At 60.9% G+C, this 19,585-nt stretch carries 17 protein-coding genes and 1 pseudogene; 10 read left to right on the top strand and 8 right to left on the bottom strand.

Features of this window, described 5'->3' with window-relative positions; all coding sequences use genetic code 11:
• The first annotated feature begins 9 nt into the window (after positions 1-9).
• From HWY05_RS19295 to HWY05_RS19280, 4 genes and pseudogenes are all read left to right on the top strand, one after another.
• A complete protein-coding gene (locus tag HWY05_RS19295; protein WP_035556273.1) occupies positions 10-1,260 on the top strand; it encodes a VRR-NUC domain-containing protein in 1,251 nt (416 codons plus the stop codon).
• Between the two features lie 34 nt (positions 1,261-1,294).
• Positions 1,295-2,635 carry a type VI immunity family protein gene (locus HWY05_RS19290; RefSeq protein WP_176059250.1) on the top strand — a complete coding sequence of 447 codons (1,341 nt, stop codon included), beginning with the start codon at positions 1,295-1,297 and terminating at the stop codon, positions 2,633-2,635.
• Positions 2,636-2,771: 136 nt separating this feature from the next.
• Positions 2,772-4,112 (top strand): annotated as a pseudogene (locus HWY05_RS19285) (type VI immunity family protein).
• Positions 4,109-4,597: a hypothetical protein gene (locus HWY05_RS19280; RefSeq protein WP_176059249.1), complete on the top strand. Its 489-nt coding sequence runs from the start codon at positions 4,109-4,111 to the stop codon at positions 4,595-4,597. The pseudogene HWY05_RS19285 and the gene HWY05_RS19280 overlap by 4 nt, the downstream one beginning before the upstream one ends.
• Positions 4,598-4,701: 104 nt before the next feature.
• Here HWY05_RS19280 and HWY05_RS19275 read toward each other — a convergent pair whose 3' ends face one another.
• The 5 genes from HWY05_RS19275 to HWY05_RS19255 all read right to left on the bottom strand — a co-directional run bounded on the left by HWY05_RS19275 (position 4,702) and on the right by HWY05_RS19255 (position 9,670).
• A complete protein-coding gene (locus HWY05_RS19275) occupies positions 4,702-6,042 on the bottom strand; it encodes an MFS transporter (RefSeq protein WP_035556282.1) in 1,341 nt (446 codons plus the stop codon).
• A 64-nt stretch (positions 6,043-6,106) separates the two neighbouring features.
• Positions 6,107-6,670 (bottom strand): isochorismatase family protein, encoded by a 564-nt coding sequence (locus tag HWY05_RS19270; RefSeq protein ID WP_176059248.1) that lies wholly within the window; start codon positions 6,668-6,670, stop codon positions 6,107-6,109.
• Positions 6,671-6,687: 17 nt separating this feature from the next.
• Complete coding sequence (locus HWY05_RS19265) at positions 6,688-7,161, bottom strand: MarR family transcriptional regulator (RefSeq protein WP_176059247.1); 474 nt, start codon at positions 7,159-7,161, stop codon at positions 6,688-6,690.
• A 150-nt stretch (positions 7,162-7,311) separates the two neighbouring features.
• Positions 7,312-8,454: a porin gene (locus HWY05_RS19260; protein ID WP_035556288.1), complete on the bottom strand. Its 1,143-nt coding sequence runs from the start codon at positions 8,452-8,454 to the stop codon at positions 7,312-7,314.
• A 301-nt stretch (positions 8,455-8,755) separates the two neighbouring features.
• Complete coding sequence (locus HWY05_RS19255; RefSeq protein WP_035556290.1) at positions 8,756-9,670, bottom strand: LysR substrate-binding domain-containing protein; 915 nt, start codon at positions 9,668-9,670, stop codon at positions 8,756-8,758.
• Positions 9,671-9,791: 121 nt separating this feature from the next.
• Here HWY05_RS19255 and HWY05_RS19250 point away from each other — a divergent pair, with 121 nt between their 5' ends.
• The 6 genes from HWY05_RS19250 to HWY05_RS19225 all read left to right on the top strand — a co-directional run bounded on the left by HWY05_RS19250 (position 9,792) and on the right by HWY05_RS19225 (position 16,091).
• The gene (locus HWY05_RS19250) at positions 9,792-10,679 is read left to right on the top strand and encodes a hypothetical protein (RefSeq protein WP_035556292.1); all 888 of its coding nucleotides are present in this window, start codon (positions 9,792-9,794) and stop codon (positions 10,677-10,679) included.
• Positions 10,680-10,724: 45 nt separating this feature from the next.
• Positions 10,725-11,951 (top strand): Xaa-Pro peptidase family protein, encoded by a 1,227-nt coding sequence (locus HWY05_RS19245; protein WP_035556294.1) that lies wholly within the window; start codon positions 10,725-10,727, stop codon positions 11,949-11,951.
• A 92-nt stretch (positions 11,952-12,043) separates the two neighbouring features.
• The gene (locus tag HWY05_RS19240) at positions 12,044-13,081 is read left to right on the top strand and encodes an ABC transporter substrate-binding protein (protein WP_035556296.1); all 1,038 of its coding nucleotides are present in this window, start codon (positions 12,044-12,046) and stop codon (positions 13,079-13,081) included.
• Positions 13,082-13,224: 143 nt separating this feature from the next.
• Positions 13,225-14,193, top strand: coding sequence for a proline/glycine betaine ABC transporter permease (locus HWY05_RS19235; protein WP_176059246.1), 969 nt, complete (start codon positions 13,225-13,227; stop codon positions 14,191-14,193).
• A 63-nt stretch (positions 14,194-14,256) separates the two neighbouring features.
• The gene (locus HWY05_RS19230; protein ID WP_176059245.1) at positions 14,257-15,090 is read left to right on the top strand and encodes a betaine/proline/choline family ABC transporter ATP-binding protein; all 834 of its coding nucleotides are present in this window, start codon (positions 14,257-14,259) and stop codon (positions 15,088-15,090) included.
• Between the two features lie 131 nt (positions 15,091-15,221).
• Positions 15,222-16,091, top strand: coding sequence for a hypothetical protein (locus tag HWY05_RS19225; protein ID WP_176059244.1), 870 nt, complete (start codon positions 15,222-15,224; stop codon positions 16,089-16,091).
• A gap of 113 nt (positions 16,092-16,204) precedes the next feature.
• On the opposite strand, the gene HWY05_RS19220 is transcribed toward HWY05_RS19225, so the two are convergent.
• The 3 genes from HWY05_RS19220 to HWY05_RS19210 are packed head-to-tail and all read right to left on the bottom strand — an operon-like array spanning position 16,205 to position 19,576.
• On the bottom strand, positions 16,205-17,908 hold the full coding sequence (locus HWY05_RS19220; RefSeq protein WP_176059243.1) for an iron ABC transporter permease: 1,704 nt from the start codon (positions 17,906-17,908) through the stop codon (positions 16,205-16,207).
• Positions 17,908-18,882, bottom strand: coding sequence for an ABC transporter substrate-binding protein (locus HWY05_RS19215; RefSeq protein WP_176059242.1), 975 nt, complete (start codon positions 18,880-18,882; stop codon positions 17,908-17,910). Before HWY05_RS19215 ends, HWY05_RS19220 begins: the two co-directional genes overlap by 1 nt.
• A gap of 13 nt (positions 18,883-18,895) precedes the next feature.
• On the bottom strand, positions 18,896-19,576 hold the full coding sequence (locus HWY05_RS19210) for an ABC transporter ATP-binding protein (protein WP_176059241.1): 681 nt from the start codon (positions 19,574-19,576) through the stop codon (positions 18,896-18,898).
• Between the last annotated feature and the right edge of the window lie 9 nt (positions 19,577-19,585).

Below are 19,585 nucleotides of genomic sequence, written 5' to 3'. Positions count from 1 at the left end.
CTATATAGCATGGGGGCATCGCTTAAAGAAGCAGGGTCGACCTGCACGACGATTAACGAGAAACCGGAATACGCGCGTATTCCGCCGGGCAAAAAGGGTTATTTACAGGAGAAGGTCGAGCACGCGTTGCAGATGCCGAAGATCGTGTACATCCGGTTGCCGGATGGTAAGACGACGGTCAATTTGTTGAAGCAGGTCGCGATGACACTGGCGATTCGCTACGATGAAACGAAGGCGTTGTTTTACTGGCAGTACAAGGCGGAGGTGAGCTTTGATATGTCGCCGTATTTTGCATCGAACAAGATCGTTGCTCCGATTCCATTTTTGAGCGGTGACAAGACAGAGGGGCCAGGTCGGCGTCACAGTTTGAATCCGTTTCCGCCGGGAATGAAACCTGGCTATCTCCGCCGCCCCGACGTGATTATCGTAAAGAATCCGGCGGACAGATGGCCCGGTCGTGGTGACGTCGATCAGGACAGTAAGCCTCATGTCGATAACATGTTACGACTGGTAGAGATCAAGTTTCCGGGGGATCGTTGGAATGAGGACCAAGAGACGGCCTATCAGATCATTGCAGGCAACTTCAAAAATCGCATGACGGTGATTGACGTAAGCGATTGTAATGGCGAGTTGGAGAAAGTGCGTCAGCGTGCCTTGGCAAACGTACCTGCTCCGCAGTCTGCTAATGGAAGGCAACGACAACGCGTGCCTATCCGCACGATTGCGCCCGTGACTGAGCCGGTCTGGTATGAGGACTGGTGGTCGTCGGCGGAACGGCACGCCGAAGATGTTGCCGACGCGGTCGCGCCGGTATGGGATGCTGTTCATCGCGGCTACACCTACCTGTCAGAAGAAACGAGCGCTTTTCTCCACGAACAGGCACCTTGGATATTCACGGCTGGTCAATGGGTCGCGGATAAGGCGAGTGACGCATGGGTATGGGTTGATGAAAAAGGGCAGGAGATTTATCGCTACACGATGGAGCAGTTACGGGCCGGTTGGAATGAGATTGTTCGCACCACCGACATGACTTGGGAATTTCTGAAGCAGATTGATTGGGCACAAGTCGCCATTACTACGCTCAAGGTGCTGGCTGCAATTGTCGTCGTGGTTGCTGGCGTCGCAATTGTCGTCTTGCTTGCTCCGGTACTGGTCGCAATCTTCACTGCGCTGGCCGCGATTGTTTCTGCGGCTAGTGCAGAAGCGCTTGCGGCACTCGCCTTGGGGCTCGGCGTGACGGTGGTTGCGTCGGCTGGCTAATCCTTCAATAGACTCAATAGATACAGAACAGACTATGACGCTGCGTGATTCAAAACCCGTATTGACACCCTTGCAGGCGCTGGCACGCTACAAGGAAGATTTGAGTGTGCGCCTTGCGGATAACAGTATGGGCGTGCTGCCGGGTGTAATTGGCACGGTGAATTTCGAGCGTGGTGCCCAGCCGGCCGTGCGTCAAGCCATTCTCGATTGCTTTGACCGTTTCGAGGAAATGTTCGGCGAGCATCTGAAGGGGGGCAAAGATATCGATCTCAGTAATTTCACCAAGCGTACCGCGGCCGGTGTCGAAAAGATAAGGCGCGCTATTCTTGATACTCCGTCACACCTCGGAGTCAGCGCGATTCGTTCCAGCGCAACCAGTCAGGACATGGCCGCTGAATACAACATCAAAACGCTAACCGGTGTCGCGACAAACTTCGACTATGTTTCGCCCACAGGGAGATTAAAAGTAGCCAAGGGCAAAGAGTCCTGCCTGTCGTATCTAAAATTCAATGTGCCGATGGATTTGGTGACGACGGAAGAGGGCATCGCGCAGTACGAAAACTTCCTGTGTTACGTATGTGAAAAGTTGGTTGTACGCGGCGGTTACGGTGGACTTTCTCCGATTCTTCCCTATAGCTATCACCGCTATACATCGCAGGAATGGGCACTTGCTAGCCGATTCAGTGGGCTGGAAATCGACAGCACTGCGCATCTATCGATCGATACCTATAACCCCGCCTCATATGAAGGCGAATCCAGGGACGATCCGACCGCAACGTACGATCACCTGCACCCCGGCGCTATAGTCAACGAGTGGGGTTTCATCAAAGGCGTGAACTGGTACACGATTCTCGGCGATTTCTTTGTGGAGCGTTTTGGCGGCGAAGCCGCACTGCGCAAAGCACTCGACCGCCCCGACATCCATATCGAACATATCGGGTCGTCATTACTGATTCGTGCAGGTGACTTCCCGCGTCTCGGCGCACCCGAAGAAGGTCTACCCGAACCATATGTCTTCGTGAACAGCGTATTGCGTGTGCTGCGCGACCCGAAGCCGGATGGCCTGCATCTATACGACCCGTATCTTCCGCATGCGGATACGAAGAATGCACGGACTTGGACAGCGCGTTTCGATCTACCCGATGCGCCGCCCATTCCCGAGCCGCCGACTATCGTGCCGTACCCCGTCAAACGTAAACCCGTTCGCCATAGCGTGCCGGGTGGTAATCCATGCCCCGAAGCGGGATGGTGGCAAACCCCCGCGAAGGCGGACAGTCGTCGCTATTTCGAAACGGGAGAAATCATGCCGGTCTTTGCGGGCAGCAGATGGGGTGCAACAAACTGGATCTGGTCTGAAGACGAGAGTGCGTCATGACGCACAGACAAGGGATGGTGCGTCGAACGAAGGCCGATTTTTCGTCGGACTTGAATCGTAGTCGGGTTAGCGCGAGTGACAGTGGTTACGTCGGCTGGTTAGTCCTTTGATAGCACCAACAGATACGGAACAAACAATGACATTCCGTGATTCAAAACCCATATTGACGCCCTTGCAGGCGCTGACCCGCTACAAGGAAGAGTTGAGCGTGCGCCGTGCGGATAACAGCATGGGCGTGCTGCCGGGTGTGATTGGCACGGTGTACTTTGAGCGCGGTTCTCAACCGGCTGTGCGTCAAGCCATTCTCGATTGCTTTGACCGCTTCGAGGAAATGTTCGGCGAGCATCTGAAGGGAGGTAAAGATATCGATCTCGGCAATTTCACCAAGCGTACCGCAGCCGGCGTCGAAAAGATAAGGCGCGCTATTTTGGATACTCCGTCATACCTCGGAGTCAGCGCGATTCGTTCCAGCGCAACCAATCAGGACGCGGCCGCCGATTACAACATAAAGACACTGACCGGAGTCGCGACTCCCGATGACTATGTTTCGCCCACGGGGCGATTGAAAGTACCCAAGGGCAAAGAGTCCGGCTTGTCGTATCTGAAATTCAACGTGCCGATGGATCTGGTGACGACGGAAGAGGGCATCGCGCAGTACGAAAATTTCCTGCGTTACGTGTGTGAAAAGTTGGTTGTACGCGGCGGTTACGGTGGCCTTTCTCCGATTCTCCCCTATAGCTATCACCGCTATACATCGCAGGAATGGGCACTTGCTAGCCGATTCAGTGGGCTGGAAATCGACAGCACGGCGCATCTGTTGATTTATAGCTACGACCCCGTTTCATATGAAGGCGAGTCGAGGGATGATTTGACTGCGGCCTACGATCACCTGCACCCGGGAGCCGAGGTAGGTCGATGGGGTTTCATCAAAGGCGTCAACTGGTACACGATTCTCGGCGATTTCTTTGTCGAGCGTTTTGGCGGCGAAGCTGCACTACGCAAAGCGCTCGACCGCCTCGACATCCACATCGAGCATATCGGATCGTCGTTACTGATTCGCGCGGGTGATTTCCCCCGTCTCGGCGCACCCGAAGAAGGTCTACCCGAACCGTACGTCTTCGTGAACAGCGTCTTACGTGTACTACGCGACCCGAAACCGGATGGCCTTCATCTATACGACCCGCATCTTCCCCAAACGGATACGAAGAATGCACGAACGTGGACAGCGCGCTTCGACCTACCCGATGCGCCGCCCATCCCCGAACCGCCAACCATCGTCCCATACCCCGTCGAACATAAACCCGTTCGCCACAGCGTACCGCGCGGTAGCCCATGCCCCGAAGCATGATGGTGGCAAACCCCCGCGAAGGCGGATAGTCATTGCCATTTCGAAGCCGGAGAAATCATGCCGGTCTTTACCGATAGCCGCTATGGCGCAACAAACTGGACCCAGTCCGACAACGAGAGCACATCATGACCGACAAGCAAGAACTGGTACGCCTGACACTGGCCGATTTCGCCCCCGACGTAAATCGTAGCTGGTTAAGCCGTCACGCGCCGTGGACCCTGACAACAGGGCATTGGCTCACTTCTCCATCGCACGAAAACTGGATGTGGATCGATGACGAGGGACGAGAGATTTCCCGCTATACATCTTCGCAGCTAGCGGTGGGTTGGGACGACATCGTGCGTCAGTCGGATATGACGTGGTCGACGCTTGAACGGATCGACTGCATGCAACTCGATCTGATGATTATCCAGGGCGTGGTGTCGGTGATTTGTACGGCGGAAGAGACGATGTTCGGCGTGTCGCTGAACGATGGCAACACACCGCTGCAGCGGAGAAACGAAGCGCCGGCAGCCATCTTTATCGCGCTGGTCGTCATGATCGGCACGGCTGACGCGGAAGCACTCAAGGCACTCGCCACGAGCCTTGGTGTCGATGAATCGAACACCGGTTGAAACCAGTGCTGAATGAGTCGGCCTCGACGAGACGAGTTTGCTGACTCCCGAACACGGCGACGGACAGCGGCTACGTCAAATACCCGCTCGTCGCCGCTTCATCCTCACACGCTCGACGACGTATCCTCTTCGGCCTCGTTCAACACCGCGTTCTGCACCGCCGTAGCCGGGCTCACATAAGCCGGCGCCTGGCGAGGATCGTCGATCGTATAGCGCAACCGTCCACCCTCTACATATACGCGCAACTGCCGGTACTTCACCAGATACATCAACCCCACCAGCGCCGCCGCGAACCCCGACGCCGCCCCCACGCCGAGTGCCCAACGCGGCCCAAAGCGGTCCGCAACCCAGCCGACTACCGGCGCGCCGAGCGGCGTGCCGCCCAGCGCAATCGCCAGCAGGATCGCGATCACGCGGCCACGCATGGCGGGCTCGGTGGAGAGTTGCACGAGACTGTTGGTCGACGTGGTAAAGGTCTGCGTCGACATGCCGATCAGGACGAGCGCGATACCGAACAGCACGTAGTTCGGCATCAACGACGCCACCGTGCAGCCCACACCGAAAACCGCGGCTGCGCCGAGCAGCAGCGCCATGCGCGGTTTTGACCTACGCGCCGCGAGCAGCGCGCCGGTCACCGAGCCGATCGCCATGGTCGAACTCAATAGACCATATTGACTCGCGCCCGCATGAAACGCGGTGACCGACATGGTCGAAATGAAGATCGGGAAGTTGAGCCCGAACGTGCCGATCAGGAACAGCATCAACAACGCGGCCTTCAGATCGGGACGCGTCCATACATACTTGAAGCCTTCCACGAAACTGCCGCGCGCACGTTTCGCGCGTGGCTTCAGATACAACTGGTCGAGCCGCAGCATGCGCAGCGAACCGAGTACGGCGACGAACGAGAGAGCGTTGATCAGAAACACCCAGCCGGTTCCCACCGAGGCAATTAATAGCCCCGCGACCGCCGGCCCGATCATCCGCGCGGCGTTGAACGACGTGGAATTCAACCCGACCGCGTTGGAGAGATCTTCTTCGCCGACCAGATCGGATACGAAAGTCTGACGTGCGGGCGAATCGAACGCGGTCACACAGCCGAGCAAACCCGCGAACACGTACACCTGCCAAAGCTGCACGAGTCCGGTGACGGTGAGGAGCCCGAGGCCGAGCGCCAGCGAGCCCATTGCCGCCTGTGTGATGAACAGCAGCTTGCGGCGGTCGAAGTGATCGGCCGCATAGCCGGTGAGCGGCAATAGCAGCATTTGCGGGCCGAACTGCAGCGACATGACGATGCCGACGGCCGTCGCGTTGTGATGCGTGAGCTCGGTGAGGACGAGCCAGTCCTGCGCCGTGCGCTGCATCCACGTACCGATGTTGGACACGATCGCGCCGCTAGCCCAGACCCGGTAATTGAACGTGCGCAGCGAACGGAAAGTACCTGTCACCGGATCGTTTCCGTTGTGGAGAAACGAGTGGCGAGCAGCGCTACGCGCGGACTGGCGAACTCGCTCATGCGTGGGACTGTTCGAGCAGATCGAGCACTTCCTGCGTCGTGCCGGTTTCGCCGATTCGCGGGAAGATGCGCGCGAGCGTGTTGTTGTGCGCGTCCAGATGCATATCGGTCATGGCGTCGACCACCAGCGTGAGGTTCAGCCCGAGTTCATGCGCGAAGCGCGCGGTCGATTCGACGCCGATGCTGGTCGCCACACCGAGCAATACCACTTGCGTGACGCCTTGCTGTTGCAGATACGCCTGCAGATCGGTGTTCGTGAACGCGCCCCACGTTCGCTTGGTGACCACGTGATCCGACGGCTGCTGGTTCAGCTCAGGCATCAGGTCCGCGAAGCCGGCCGGGAAGTCGCCCTTCGGACCCGTCTGGTCCGCGCGACCCGGCGCGCCGCCGGCAACGTTGACCAGCACGACCGGCAAACCGTGGCGGCGAAACGCTTCGGTCAGCAGCGCCGCGCGTTGCACGACCTCGGCGGTGGGGTGCGCGGTGGGCAGCGCAACGATGCCGCGCTGCAAATCGATCACGACCAGTGCGGTCTTTGCGTCGAGAGTGGTGAGTGCCATGGGGTTTCTCCTGCGGGTTACGAGTCGATGAGGCGTTTGAGCAAGTCGACGCCGATAGCGAGTTGCTGCTGCTCGGCCGCCGAAAAGCGCGTCTGGATGGTGCGGAACAGCCAGTCTTCGCGCGCCGCGCGGCTGGCTTTGACCTTCTTGCGGAAAGCGGGGGTGAGAGAGAGAACCGTTTGCCGGCCGTCGTTCGGATCGGGCGCGCCGGTCACTAGTCCGGCGGCCTTCAGCGCCGAAAGCATTTCGCCCATGGATTGCGGGCGCATGCCGTGCAGACGCGCAAGGGCGCTGACGGTGGCGGAGCCTTCGCGTTCCAGCAGACTCAAGACCTGAATCTGCGACGGCGTGAAGTCGCCGATATGCGCTTCTTCGCGCAGCCGCCGGCGCAGTTTGCCGGTTACCACGCGCAGATCTTCCGCCATGGCGTGCAGGGCGTCGGCACTGGGTGCCGAGGCAGGTGAAGCGGCAGGGGTATCGCTCTTACTCATGGCTTACAGATATGAAGGTTACCTACAAAGGTTACCTTCATATCTGCGTCGAGTCAAGGCGATGCAGGCAGGGGGAGAAGAACGGCTGGGTGGCGGCGCGACCACCCAGGCTTAAATCGGTCGCGCGCGCCGTCCGCGATTTAGCGGACCTTAGAACTTATGACGCAGCGCCACGCGCGCCACGACCTGATTCTGCGTCGACGACGGCGACTGCACGCCGGGAATGAACGCGTCGTCGAGAATCGAGTGGGTCGAACTGCCGGCCACCTTCTGATATTCGCCCTGCACGTAGACGTCCGTGCGTTTCGAGATGTTGTAGTCCGCCATCAAACCGACCGAGTGAATCTTCGGCTTCACGCTGCCCGACGACGCGTCGTAGTTCTCCAGCGTGTAGACATATTGCGCGCCGACAAAGAACGCGGGTGTGAACTGGTATTTCGCGTTCACCTCGAAGTTTTGATACTTCAGCGTGTTCAACGTGACGCCGGCCGCGGCGAGCGGAATGCCGATATAGCCATTGCCGGTCGGGTTCTGGTAATTCGAGTTGGTGTACGCGAAGCCCAGGGTCGTCGAACCGAAGGTGTAGTTGATGCCGCCGCCGAACACGCGCATGCGTTCGGCGATAAAGCTCGCGTCGTTCGCGGTGATTGCGCCGTTCGAGCCTACGCCCGGATTGTCCGCCTGCAAATAGGCCGCGGCGACCAGCAGGCCACCGGTCGCGTATTGCGCGCCGAAGCTATACGCGCGGTTATTGGCGAAGTTCGTATCGTTGCTGAAGCTATACGTGCCGCCGAACTGGAAACCCGAGAACTGGGGGCTCGCGTATTTGATGGTGTTGTCGAGGCGGAACGAGTTGTCGGTGTTGTCGTTGTCGTACGGATGCGCGAACAGATAGCCGGCCCAATTGCCGTTGGCGGTTGTCTGCGCGAGGTAATCGACCACGGAATCGTACTGACGGCCCAACGTCACCGTGCCGAATTTGTCGCTGCTAATCCCCACATACGCCTGGCGTCCAAACATACGGCCGCCCTGATTGAGTCGGCCGGAATTCAGGTCGAAGCCGTTCTCGAGTTGAAAGATCGCCTTGAGTCCGCCGCCGAGATCTTCCGCGCCTTTCAGGCCCCAGCGGCTGCCTTGCGCATAACCGCTGGCGAGTTCGACGACGCTGCCGTGTCCAACGTTATTCGTGTAGTCGATGCCTTCATCGATCACGCCGTAGAGTGTGACGCTGCTTTGCGCGAACACGGGGGAAGCGGCGCCCAGCAGGGCGAGGGCGATGACTTTCTTTTTCATGTGATCTCCAGTGTGGATTGGCTAGGGGCCGTCGCATGATTTTCCGGCCAATACTTTTTGCAAAGCGAGGAATTCTGATGGGATCAATCGGCTTCGCCGATGGAGCAAGCGCTGGAGAACGCGAGCTCGCAGTCAAACGTTGGCGATCCGAAGTACTTCGAGGAGAGGCGAAGGGTCTCGCCAGGGAGAAGAAGCGTGTGAGGTCAGACTAAGTATGTCGATGAAACGCGGCGGCGCTCTGTGCAGCGCCGCCGGAAAAGTCACCGCCTCGCAACGAAGACCGCAAAGGCGGACTCCATCGTCAAGCGGCCACGCCGACGGCCACGTTTCTGCGTTCTTCGACCATCGCTTCGATCAGCGCGGCGAGATCGTCCACCGCCGGATCGCGATTGACCGATGAGCGATGCAACTCGAGATCCGCCGCCGGCAACAGCGGCAGGCCGTCACACACGCCGAGCACACGCCAGTTCTCCGGCAACGTGCAGCGGTCGATGATCGTCACGGCCGCGCCGTGATTGACGGCCACCTTGATCCCCGTCGGACTCTGGCTGGTGTACACCACCTGGTACTGCCGCTGGAACGCGGCGAGCGCTTCAAGTCCGCGCTGACGGTAGCAGCAGGTCTCGGGAAACAGCGCCAGCGGCACGGGCGCGTCGGGCTCCAGCACGAAATCCCGGTGCGCCGCCCACACCACCTCTTCACGCCCGAGATGCCGCCCGCTCGTCTGCGAGCCGTGCCGCACCACCAGCGCCAGATCCAGTTCGCCGGCCTGCAGTCGCTCCAGCAATTCGAGCGACATCCGGCAATGAATATGCGGCCGTGCGCCAGGCCGCAGCGCGTAGAACTTCTTCAGCAACTCCGGCAGCCAGAGCTCCGCGTAATCCTCCGGGAGGCCGAAACGGATCACGCCGTCGCTATTGCTCCGGTTCAGTGCGGCGATCGCTTCGTTTTGCACCTGAATAATGCGGCGGGCGTGAATCAGAAAGTTTTCGCCGTCGCGTGACAGCGCGAGCCGCCGGCTGTTACGCAGAAACATGTGCGTTTCCAGCCGCTCTTCCAGCGTACGAATACGCAGACTGATGGTCGATTGGGTGCGGTGCAGCAACTTCGCCGCCGCGGTGAATCCGCCGCTGTCGACCACGGCCACAAAGGCTCGCACCAGTTCGGGATCGAGAGAACTCAGTTTTGACCAATCGGGTCCGCTGATGGAAGCCATCGGAATTACTCGCTTTCCAAAGAAATTTGGCGATCAAAACATGGGGGCGTCAGTGAGGTGATTGTTGTCGAAAACAATTCGCGTCACAAATCAGTCCGAACCCCTAATCTGGAGTCCCGCCGTGTCAGTCAGTCTTCCTCTTGCCGATGCCGAATGCAACGATTTGAGCGACATCGTCGATACCGGGCGTTATCCGCTGCACGATCCGGACCACCCGCGCATGCGCGAGCTGGTGGCGAGCTGCCGTGCCCACCTGGCGGGCAACGGCAGTGCCGTGCTGCACGGCTTCCTGCGGCCCGAGGCGCTGGCCCAGGCGCGCGCCGAAGGCGTGGCGCTGGCCGCCAAGACCTACTTTTCAACCCGTAAGGTCAACGCCTATTTCACCGCGGACGATCCCTCGCTGCCCACCGACGATCCGCGCCGCGTCTTCATGGACCGCACCAGCGGCTTCGTGACCCGCGACGTAATTCCGGCCGACGCGATCGTGCATCGCATCTATGTGGCGCAGGCCATGAAGCGGTTCGTCGCAACCTGCCTCGGCGAAACGCGTGTGTGGGAATACGCGGACCCGTACGCCGGCCTGGTGCAGAACGTCATGCCACCCGGCACCGAGCAGCCGTGGCACTACGACACCAACGAATTCATCGTATCGATGATGACGCAACAGCCGGAAGCGGGCGGCGACTTCGAGTACTGCCCGAATATCCGCTCGCCCGAAGGCGAGAACTACGGCGGCGTGGGCAGCGTGGTGCGCGGCGAGACGCGCGCGCCGATCAACGTGATCACGTTGCAACCGGGCGATCTGCAACTGTTCAAAGGGCGCTTTTCGCTGCACCGCGTCACCCGGGTGGAAGGCACGGTGGAACGTCACACGGCGATCTTCGCGTACTCGCAGAAGCCGGGTGTGATCGGCCGGCTCGAACGAACCCGGCAGTTGTACGGGCGCGTCTCCGAAATGCACCTGGAAGCCGAGCAGAGGCTGGTGCGTGCCGACAACCTGGTCGATTGAAACCGCTTTACCAAACTGATAACCCCGTCCCCCTGTCGAGAAACCATGACGATTATTCGCCCGACTCATCTTCCGGAAGATTGCGAACCGACCGCGGAAGAAATCGCGCAGATTCAACGCGACCGGCTCGCCGCCGTGCGCCGCGAACTGAAGAAGCGCGACCTCACCGCCGCGATCCTGTTCGACCCGACGCATATGCGCTACGCCACCGGCTCGCGCAACATGCAGGTGTATTCGATGCGCAATCCCGCGCGCTATCTGTTCGTGCCGGCTGAGGGCAAGGTCGTGCTGTTCGAATACGCGGGCTGTGATTTCCTCGCCGACGGCCTCGACACCGTCGACGAAGTGCGACCCGCTACCGCGATTTCCTACTACTTCTGTGACGACATGCTGGGCCGCGTCACCGAGCGCTGGGCCGACGAGATCGACGAACTCGTCAGGCAAAGCGGCGGCGGCAAGCGGATCGCGATTGAAAGCGCGACCTCGGCGGCGGCCTTCGCGCTGCAGGCGCGCGGCTATCAGATCAGCGACGCGCAGGAACCGCTGGAACGCGCCCGTTCGATCAAGGTGCCCAACGAGATCAAGATGATCCGCTCGTCGCTGCGTGCCGCCGAAGAAGGTGTGCGCCGGCTCGAAGCGGCGCTGGTGCCGGGCATTAGCGAAAACGAACTGTGGTCGTATCTGCACAAGCACATCATCGAGACCGACGGCGATTATGTCGAGACGCGTCTGATCAGCTCGGGGCCGCGCACCAATCCGTGGTTCCAGGAAAGCAGTCCGCGCAAGATCCAGGCGGGCGAACTCGTCGGACTCGATACCGACGTGGTGGGCCGCTTCGGTTATTACGCCGATTTCTCGCGCACCTTCCTGTGTGGCGATCTGCCCGCCACCACGGCACAGAAGACGCTCTACACGCTCGCCTATGAGCAGGTGCATTCGAATATGGAGAACGTGCGCGCCGGCACGACCTTCCAGGAGTTCATCGCGAAGGCGTGGAAGATTCCCGGTCCTTATCAGGCGCGCCGCTATTTCGCGCTCGCGCATGGTGTGGGCATGACGGGCGAATATCCGTACATCGTCCATCGCGAGGATAACGAGGCCAAGGGGTACGACGGCGTGATCGAGCCCGGCATGACGCTGTGCATCGAAAGTTATATCGGTCATGAAGCCGGCGGTGAGGGGGTCAAGCTGGAAGAGCAGGTTTACGTGCGTGACGACGGCCGTGTCGAACTGCTGTCCGACTATCCATTCGAGAAACGCCTGCTGGCCTGAACGCTCAGCGCGGCCGCATTCGGAGACATTGCGGCCGACGTTTCCCATGCCAACCCATTCAATGCAATTCATTACTCCAAGGGTGATCCACGATGCAATGCAGACAACTCCGCGCGGTGCTGTGCGCCGCCGCCATCGCCTTGACCGGCACGACCGCGCACGCCGCGGATAGCTGGTGCGCGCAAGGCAAGACCGTCCACTTTGCCGGTATCACATGGGAAAGCGGTTCGTTCGCGACCGAAGTATTGCGGCAGATTCTGGAGAAGGGCTACGGCTGCAAGACCGACGTCGTGCCGGGTAGTACCGCCGCCACCGAAACCGCGCTCGCGCACAACGACGTGCAGGTGTGGGCCGAACAATGGACCGGCCGCAGCGAGATCACCGCGAAGGCGGTCGCATCGGGTAGCGTGAAACTGGTCGGCGATACCTTGCCGGGCGGTACGAAAGAAGGCTGGTTCGTGCCGGAATACGTGGTGAAGGGCGATCCGAAACGCGGCATCAAACCGCTTGCGCCGGGCCTCGTTGCCGTCACCGACTTGCCGAAATACAAAAGCGTATTCGCCGACGACGAGGAACCGGACAAGGGCCGCTTTCTCAACTGCCCGACCGGCTGGGATTGCGAGCGCGTGAATACGCGTCTGCTGAAAGTACTGAATCTGGACGCGACCTATACCAACTTCCATCCGGGCACCGGCGCGGCACTGGATGCGGCGATCGCCTCCGCGTATCAGCGTGGCGCGCCGATCGTGTTCTATTACTGGGGACCGGCCGCGCTGATGGCGAAGTACAAGTTCGTCGAATTGAAAATGCCGCCCTATAACGACGCCTGCTGGAAGACCTTGCGCGACGAGAGCAGCACCTCGCAGTGCGCGTCGTCGTACATGGTTTCGCATGTCACCGTCGGCGTGTCCACGCCGTTCTACGACGCCGACCCGCAACTCGTGTCCATGCTCAACAAGGTCAAGTTTCCGATGGACTTTCTGAACAGCACGATCCTCGAAATGAGCACGAAGAAACTCGATGGTTCGGCCATGGCCACGCAATTCCTGCGCGAGCATCCGGAGATGTGGAAGCAATGGGTGCCGGCCGACGTCGCGTCCAAAGTGCAGGCCGGACTCAGCGGCGCCTGATCGATAGCTGAGTGCGATAGCGAAGTGCCGGACCGTTGTGACGTCCGGCCGATTTCGACGGCGTGAGGCTCTCGCGGCTTCACGCCCGACCGCAGATGCGAGAGCGAGCTGACCCGCTGTCCATTTGCCGTGGAGGCTTGATCATGAATTCGTTTTTTCTGCATCTTTCGATTGCCGACTGGGTGAACGACGCCGTGCAATCGTTCGTGACCCGCTACGGCGACGGTTTTCATCAGTTCAGCATTACCGTGTTGCGCTATGTGCTGGTGCCGCTCGAAGGCGCGCTGCGCGCGTTGCCGCCGTGGCTGATCCTGCTTGCGGTCGGCGCGATCACGTGGAATGCGACCCGGCGATTGACCATCGCCGGGTTCTTTATCTTGCTGCTGTATGCGATCGGTTGCTTCGGGCTGTGGGAAAAGCTGATGCAGACGCTCGCGTTGATGCTGGTGGCCACCGTGCTATCGGTGTCGTTCGGCGTGCCGCTCGGCATTCTGACTTCGCGCAGCGCGTGGCTGCGTCGCGTGTTATTGCCCACGCTCGACGTAATGCAGACGCTGCCCAGTTTCGTCTACCTGATCCCGGTGCTGATGCTGTTCGGTCTCGGCAAGGTGCCGGCGATTCTCGCGACGATCATCTACGCGTTGCCGCCGCTGATTCGCCTGACCGATCTCGGCATTCGTCACGTGGATGGCGAAGTGGTCGAGGCGGCGCGCGCCTTCGGCACCACGCGCTGGCAATTGCTGGTCAACGTGCAGTTGCCGCTGGCGCGCCCGAGCATCATGGCCGGCATCAACCAGACCACGATGATGGCGCTTTCCATGGTGGTGATCGCCTCCATGATCGGCTCGCGCGGTCTCGGCGAAGACGTGCTCGCCGGGATTCAGACGCTCGACGTGGGCAAGGGTATGCAGGCCGGCATTGCCATTGTGATTCTCGCGATCGTGATCGACCGTATCAGTCAGGGCTATGGGCAGGACCGTCGCACGCGGCGTCTGTTCACGCAGCGCAAAAAGGCGAAAGCGGCCTCGCGGATTCCTTATCGCGTGAGTGGCGCGGAGGCGAACGAGCAGGGCGCGGCGGAAAGCGGACTCGAAACCCGCGTGGCGAAGTAAGTGCCGTAGCCGATAGCCCAATAGCCGAATAGTCCATTCAGAGCAAAGCACCAGGAGAGCGAGATGGCAGCGATCGAAGTCAAACACGTGTACAAGCTGTTCGGGCCGCCCACGAGTCACGCGCGTGTGCTGGATCTATTGCGCGGCGGTAAAGGCAAAGCCGACGTGCTCGCGCAAACCGGCTGCAATGTCGGTCTCAACGACGTCAGTCTGAACATCGGTTCGGGCGAAATTTTCGTAATCATGGGCCTTTCCGGCTCCGGCAAGTCGACGCTGGTGCGCCACTTCAACCGGCTGATCGAACCGACCGCGGGCGAGATCGTGATCGACGGGTCCGACGTCATCAAGCTCGGCGCGCAGGGCTTGCGCGAACTGCGCCGCTACAAGGTCAGCATGGTGTTCCAGAACTTCGGGCTGCTGCCGCATCAAACCGTGCTCGACAATACCGCGTACGCATTGCGCGTACGCGGTGAGAGCCGCACGCAGGCCAACGACAAGGCGCGCGTGTGGCTCGGCAAAGTGGGCTTGAACGGGTACGACGAACACTATCCCGACGAGTTGTCCGGTGGTATGCGTCAACGTGTCGGCCTCGCCCGTGCGCTCGCCGCGGATACGGACGTATTGCTGATGGACGAAGCGTTCTCCGCACTCGACCCGCTGATTCGCACGGAAATGCAGGATCAGTTGCTGCAATTGCAGGCCACGCTGAAGAAGACGATTGTGTTTATCACGCACGATCTCGACGAGGCGCTGCGGATCGGCAATCGCATCGCGATTCTGCGGGACGGCAAGCTGGTGCAGCAGGGTACGCCCGACGAAATTCTGACGCGTCCGGCGGACGATTACGTGAGGCGTTTCGTGGAGCGCCGTTCGGATCGGAGCGCGACGCGACAGTGAGGTAAACGCCGGCTCGCTGCAACGCGAACCGGTCTCACGGAATCGGATTCTGAATCGCTTCGCTTCACTGCGTTGTCACTCGGTACTCGTAGATTGGAGGGGCTGTACCCTTTCAATCCATGAGAACCGAAATGACAAAGATCAGATGGCATCATGCAGGAACCGTTGCCTTGCTATGCGCAAGCAGCGTCGCTCACGCGGGCACACCGTCGGTGGGCAGTCGTGAATACAAAGTACTGCTCAACCCCGCGAGTTTCGCGAGCCAGCCGGCGGATGCGGCCAATCGCTTTCTCACCGACCTGCAAGCGAGTCTCGCGGCGAACGGCTTCGATCGTACGGTCACCGGCAGCTTCGCGGCCGACAACGATCGCACCGTGCTGTACTACGATTCGCCGGGCACTTGCGCGGTGAAGCAGGCCGGCTATTCGATGCGCGAACGCGACGACAGCAGTGGCCGCAATATCGAACTGAAATTCGGCTCGCCGAACCAGACGACCTCAGCGAATACCGACGTGAGCGGCAGCTCATCGAAGGCGAAGAGCAAACTCGAAGACGACATCACGCCGCCGTCGAACCAGACCTATTCGCATTCCACCAACGAACCGCTGTCGGACTCGAAGAACATCAATCATCTGAGCGACATCAAGGACCTGTTCCCGACCACGCACGTGTTCGACAGCATCAGCACTCAAACGCTGGTGCCGGTGAGCGGCCTGTCGATTCATGAAGTCACGTACGACGGCGCGGTCAGCGATCTCGGTCAGGAAGATGCCGACTTCACGATGACGGTCTGGTACGCGAACGGGTCGACGACGCCCGCGCTGGCCGAGATTTCTTTCGAGGTCGACGTGAACAGCGACGGTGTTTTCACCGACAAGGTGACTTCGCGTTCGCAACTCATATTCAGCGTGATTCAGGGCATGACGAACTGGGTGCAATCGCCGAGTTCGACGAAGACCGCGTGGGTGTACAAGTATCAGCCGACGTTCTGCGGGCAGTAAGGTGGTAGGACGGTAGGGCGGTTCTGCGTTAATGCAAAGGCCACGGCATTAGCGCAGAACCCAGGCGAGTGCAGTGAAACTGATCAACTCATTGCACTCGCCTCTAATCACATTCAAGCTGCGTCGTCGAAACGTTTCGCCCAGCGTGCGCCGCAACCGAGCAACGCGCCGCTGATCAACAGGGTCACGGTGCCCATCGCCATTCCGTCGCCGATCGAGCCTTGCTCGAACTGCTGCCAGATAAAAATCGACGCGGTCTGCACGCCGCTCGGCGCGAGTAGCAACGACGTCACCAGCTCACGCGAAGCGACCGCGAACACGATCATTACGGACGATATCAACGCCGGCGCAACCAGCGGCAATACGATCCTCAGCAACACGCGTGCGCTCGACGCGCCATGCACGCGCGCCGCGGCTTCGAGTCCCGAACCGAGTTGACGCAACGCCGCGCTCGTATAACGAATCGGATACGGCAACAGCAGGCAACTGTACGACAGCAGCAGAATGCCCCACGTGTTGTACGGCGTGACGGGCCAGATCGGCAGATTCCACGCCAGAATCAACCCCACGCCGACGACAATGCCGGGCAACGCATGCGGCAGCAGCGTCAACGCGTCGAGCGCGGCACGGCCCCGCAGGCGCGTTTTCACGACGACCCATGCGCTGAGAAAACCCAATGCACCCGTCACTAAAGCCGTCGCGGCGGCAAGCGCGAGACTCGTGCCGAGCGCGCTCGCGCCGTCGCTGCCTGCGGAAAGCGCCTTGAAGTGCGCGAGCGTGAGGTTGTTGATCGCGAAACCACCCGACAGCGTGCGCGAAAACGCCGTCGTGACGATCGCGAACAACGGCGCGATCGCCGCGCATAGCGCAACGAAGCCGAACATCGAAAGCACCGGCCAACGCCAGCGGCCCAATTCGCGCCGCAACGTTGCGGTGGGTTTGCCGGTCTGCGTTTCGAAGTCGCGGCCGGCGAGTACCCGCCGTTGCAGCATAAAGGCCGCTAATGCGAGCAACGCAAGCAGCAGCGCGAGTACCGAAGCGCCGGGCAGATCGATCGGCCAGTCGGAGAAGCGTTCTTCGATCGACGTCACCATCAAACTGAAACCGGCACGCGAACCGAGCGCGGACGGCACGCCGAATTCTTCGATCGCCATCGTGAAGGTCAGCAATGCGCTGGCGGCGATGGCGGGCAGCATCAACGGCAACGTGATGCGCGCGAAACTGCGCCACGGGTCCGCGCCGAACACGCGCGCCACGTCGGCGAGGCGTCCGCCCAACGCGGCCAGCGTGCGCGACACCGAAAAGTAGACGACCGGAAACACGCCGAGCGTCATGGCCGCGACCACGCCGTTGAATGAGAACAGAAAGCGGCCGAGATTCACGCCGGTCAACTGTTCGAGATAGCCGCTCGGTTGCAGCAGCAAAATCCAGCCGAACGCCGCGAGGTACGGTGGAATCAGAAACGGCGCGAGAAACAGCAGATCCCACAGACGCGCGCCCGGCAGCCGGAACAAACCACGCACGACGCCAAGCGGCAAACCGAGCGCCACGCTGGCGAATGCGACGCTCACGCCGAAGCGCACCGTATTGCCGAGCAAGGGGAGGGTATCGTCGCGCACCAGCGCCGCGCCGAATGCGCTAAACGGATGCGCGAACGAGCCGCGGTTGAGCAACGGAAAGATCGCCTGCAACACGACGAAGCCGATCGGCAACGCGATCAGCACGGCGAGCGCGGCGAGCAGCGGCGTCAGCAGCCAGGCCGAACCGCCGCGCGGCGCACCGCTGGGCGGCGCGGCGCGCAACATCACGCGGGCCATTAGTGATCGCCGAACAGCGCATTGAAACGCGCGAGCACTTCGGCACGCGTCTTGGTGTTCGAGCCGTCGTCCTGCGGCAGCAGCTTCAGATCTTTCAGCGGCGGACGGGTGCCGGCGATATCGTCGCGCGCCGGAATCAGCCATGCGTCGGCGACCAGCTTCTGACCTTCGTCGGACAACACGTAGTCGATGAACGCGCGTGCTTCGTTCTGCACGTGCGAGGTCTTGAGGATCATCATGGGGCGCGGCGCGATCACCGTGCCGCTGCTCGGAAAGATCACCTTGACCGATTCGCCGTTCGAGGCCGCGCCGTACGCCACGTAATCGACCGCGCCGAATACCGCCGACTTCGCGCCTTGCAACACGGGGTTGATGGCCTGCGCATTCGGACCGAGCACGACCATGCCGTTCTTGTGCAGGCTGTCGAAGAGTGACCACGCGGATTCACCCAGGCGATCCTGCAAGCCGAGCAGCAGATCGAGCGACGCACCCGAGAGCGCCGGATTCGGCGTGGTCACCTGATTGCGATAGGCGGGTGCCGCGAGATCGCGCCAGTCGTGCGGCTCCGGCTTGCCGGTGCGCGTATTCCACACGATACCAAGCGCGGAGATGCCTTGCGCGACATACGCGGGGCCTTTGAACATGGGCGATACGTGCGCGGCATTCGGGCTCTGATAGTCGAGCAGCCAGCCGCGTTTTTCCAGGTCCTGCGCGGTGTCCCACGAAGCGGAGATCAACACGTCCGCATGCGGATTGCTCGCCTCGGCTTCGAGACGCGCCATCACCTTGCCGGTGGTGGCCTGGAACAGATCGACCTTGACGCCCGTCTTGCGTTCGAAACCGAGCGCCAGTTTCTTGCTGAGGTTGCCAGGTCCAGCGGTATAGACGGTAATAGAAGCAGCTTCGGCTGAGGCAGTGCCCAGCCCGAGGGTCAACGACATGGTGAGAATAACGAAGAAAATTGACTTGAACATTGTAGCGATTCCTTTACCGGTGAAGGACGCTTTCCACGCGCCCGTGTGCGAGCGTGACGATCGTATGGGCGAGGGCTTCGGCTTCCTTGCGCTCGTGGGTCACGTACACCGCGGTGGTGCCGAGTTGCGCGAGCAGGCCGCCAATCTCGTCGCACAGATTCGCGCGCAACTGGCTGTCGAGATTCGACAGCGGCTCGTCGAACAGCAGGATGCGCGGCTCGGCGACGATCGCGCGGGCCAGCGCGATGCGCTGCTGCTGGCCGCCCGACAACGCCGACGGACGCCGCGCGCCCATCCCGTCGAGACCCACGCGCGCGAGCGCCGCGGCGACCCGCTCGCCGCGTTCGCGCCGGCCGACGCCGCGCATTTCCAGCGGAAACGACACGTTGCCGGCCACCGTCATATGCGGCCACAGCGCATAGTCCTGAAACACCATGCCAAGACCACGCGACTCGGGCGGCACACAGGTCGCCGCATCGGCGACGGTTTCGTCGCCGAACATCACGCGGCCCGCGTCCGGTTTCAGCAGCCCGGCCAGCAGCTTGAGCAGCGTGCTCTTGCCGCAGCCGGACGGTCCGAGCAGCGCGAGCGTGGTGCCCGCCGGCACGTCGAGATCGACGCCGTCGAGTACGGCCTGCGCGCCGAAAGTCTGACGAAGTCCGCGCACGCGGATCGATACGCTCGCGCTATCCATCCTGCCGTC

This window comes from Paraburkholderia sp. BCC1876 (assembly GCF_902833695.1).
Lineage (GTDB): Bacteria > Pseudomonadota > Gammaproteobacteria > Burkholderiales > Burkholderiaceae > Paraburkholderia.
The sequence above is the reverse complement of the archived record's forward strand: the minus strand, read 5'-3'. Positions and strand labels throughout refer to the sequence as shown.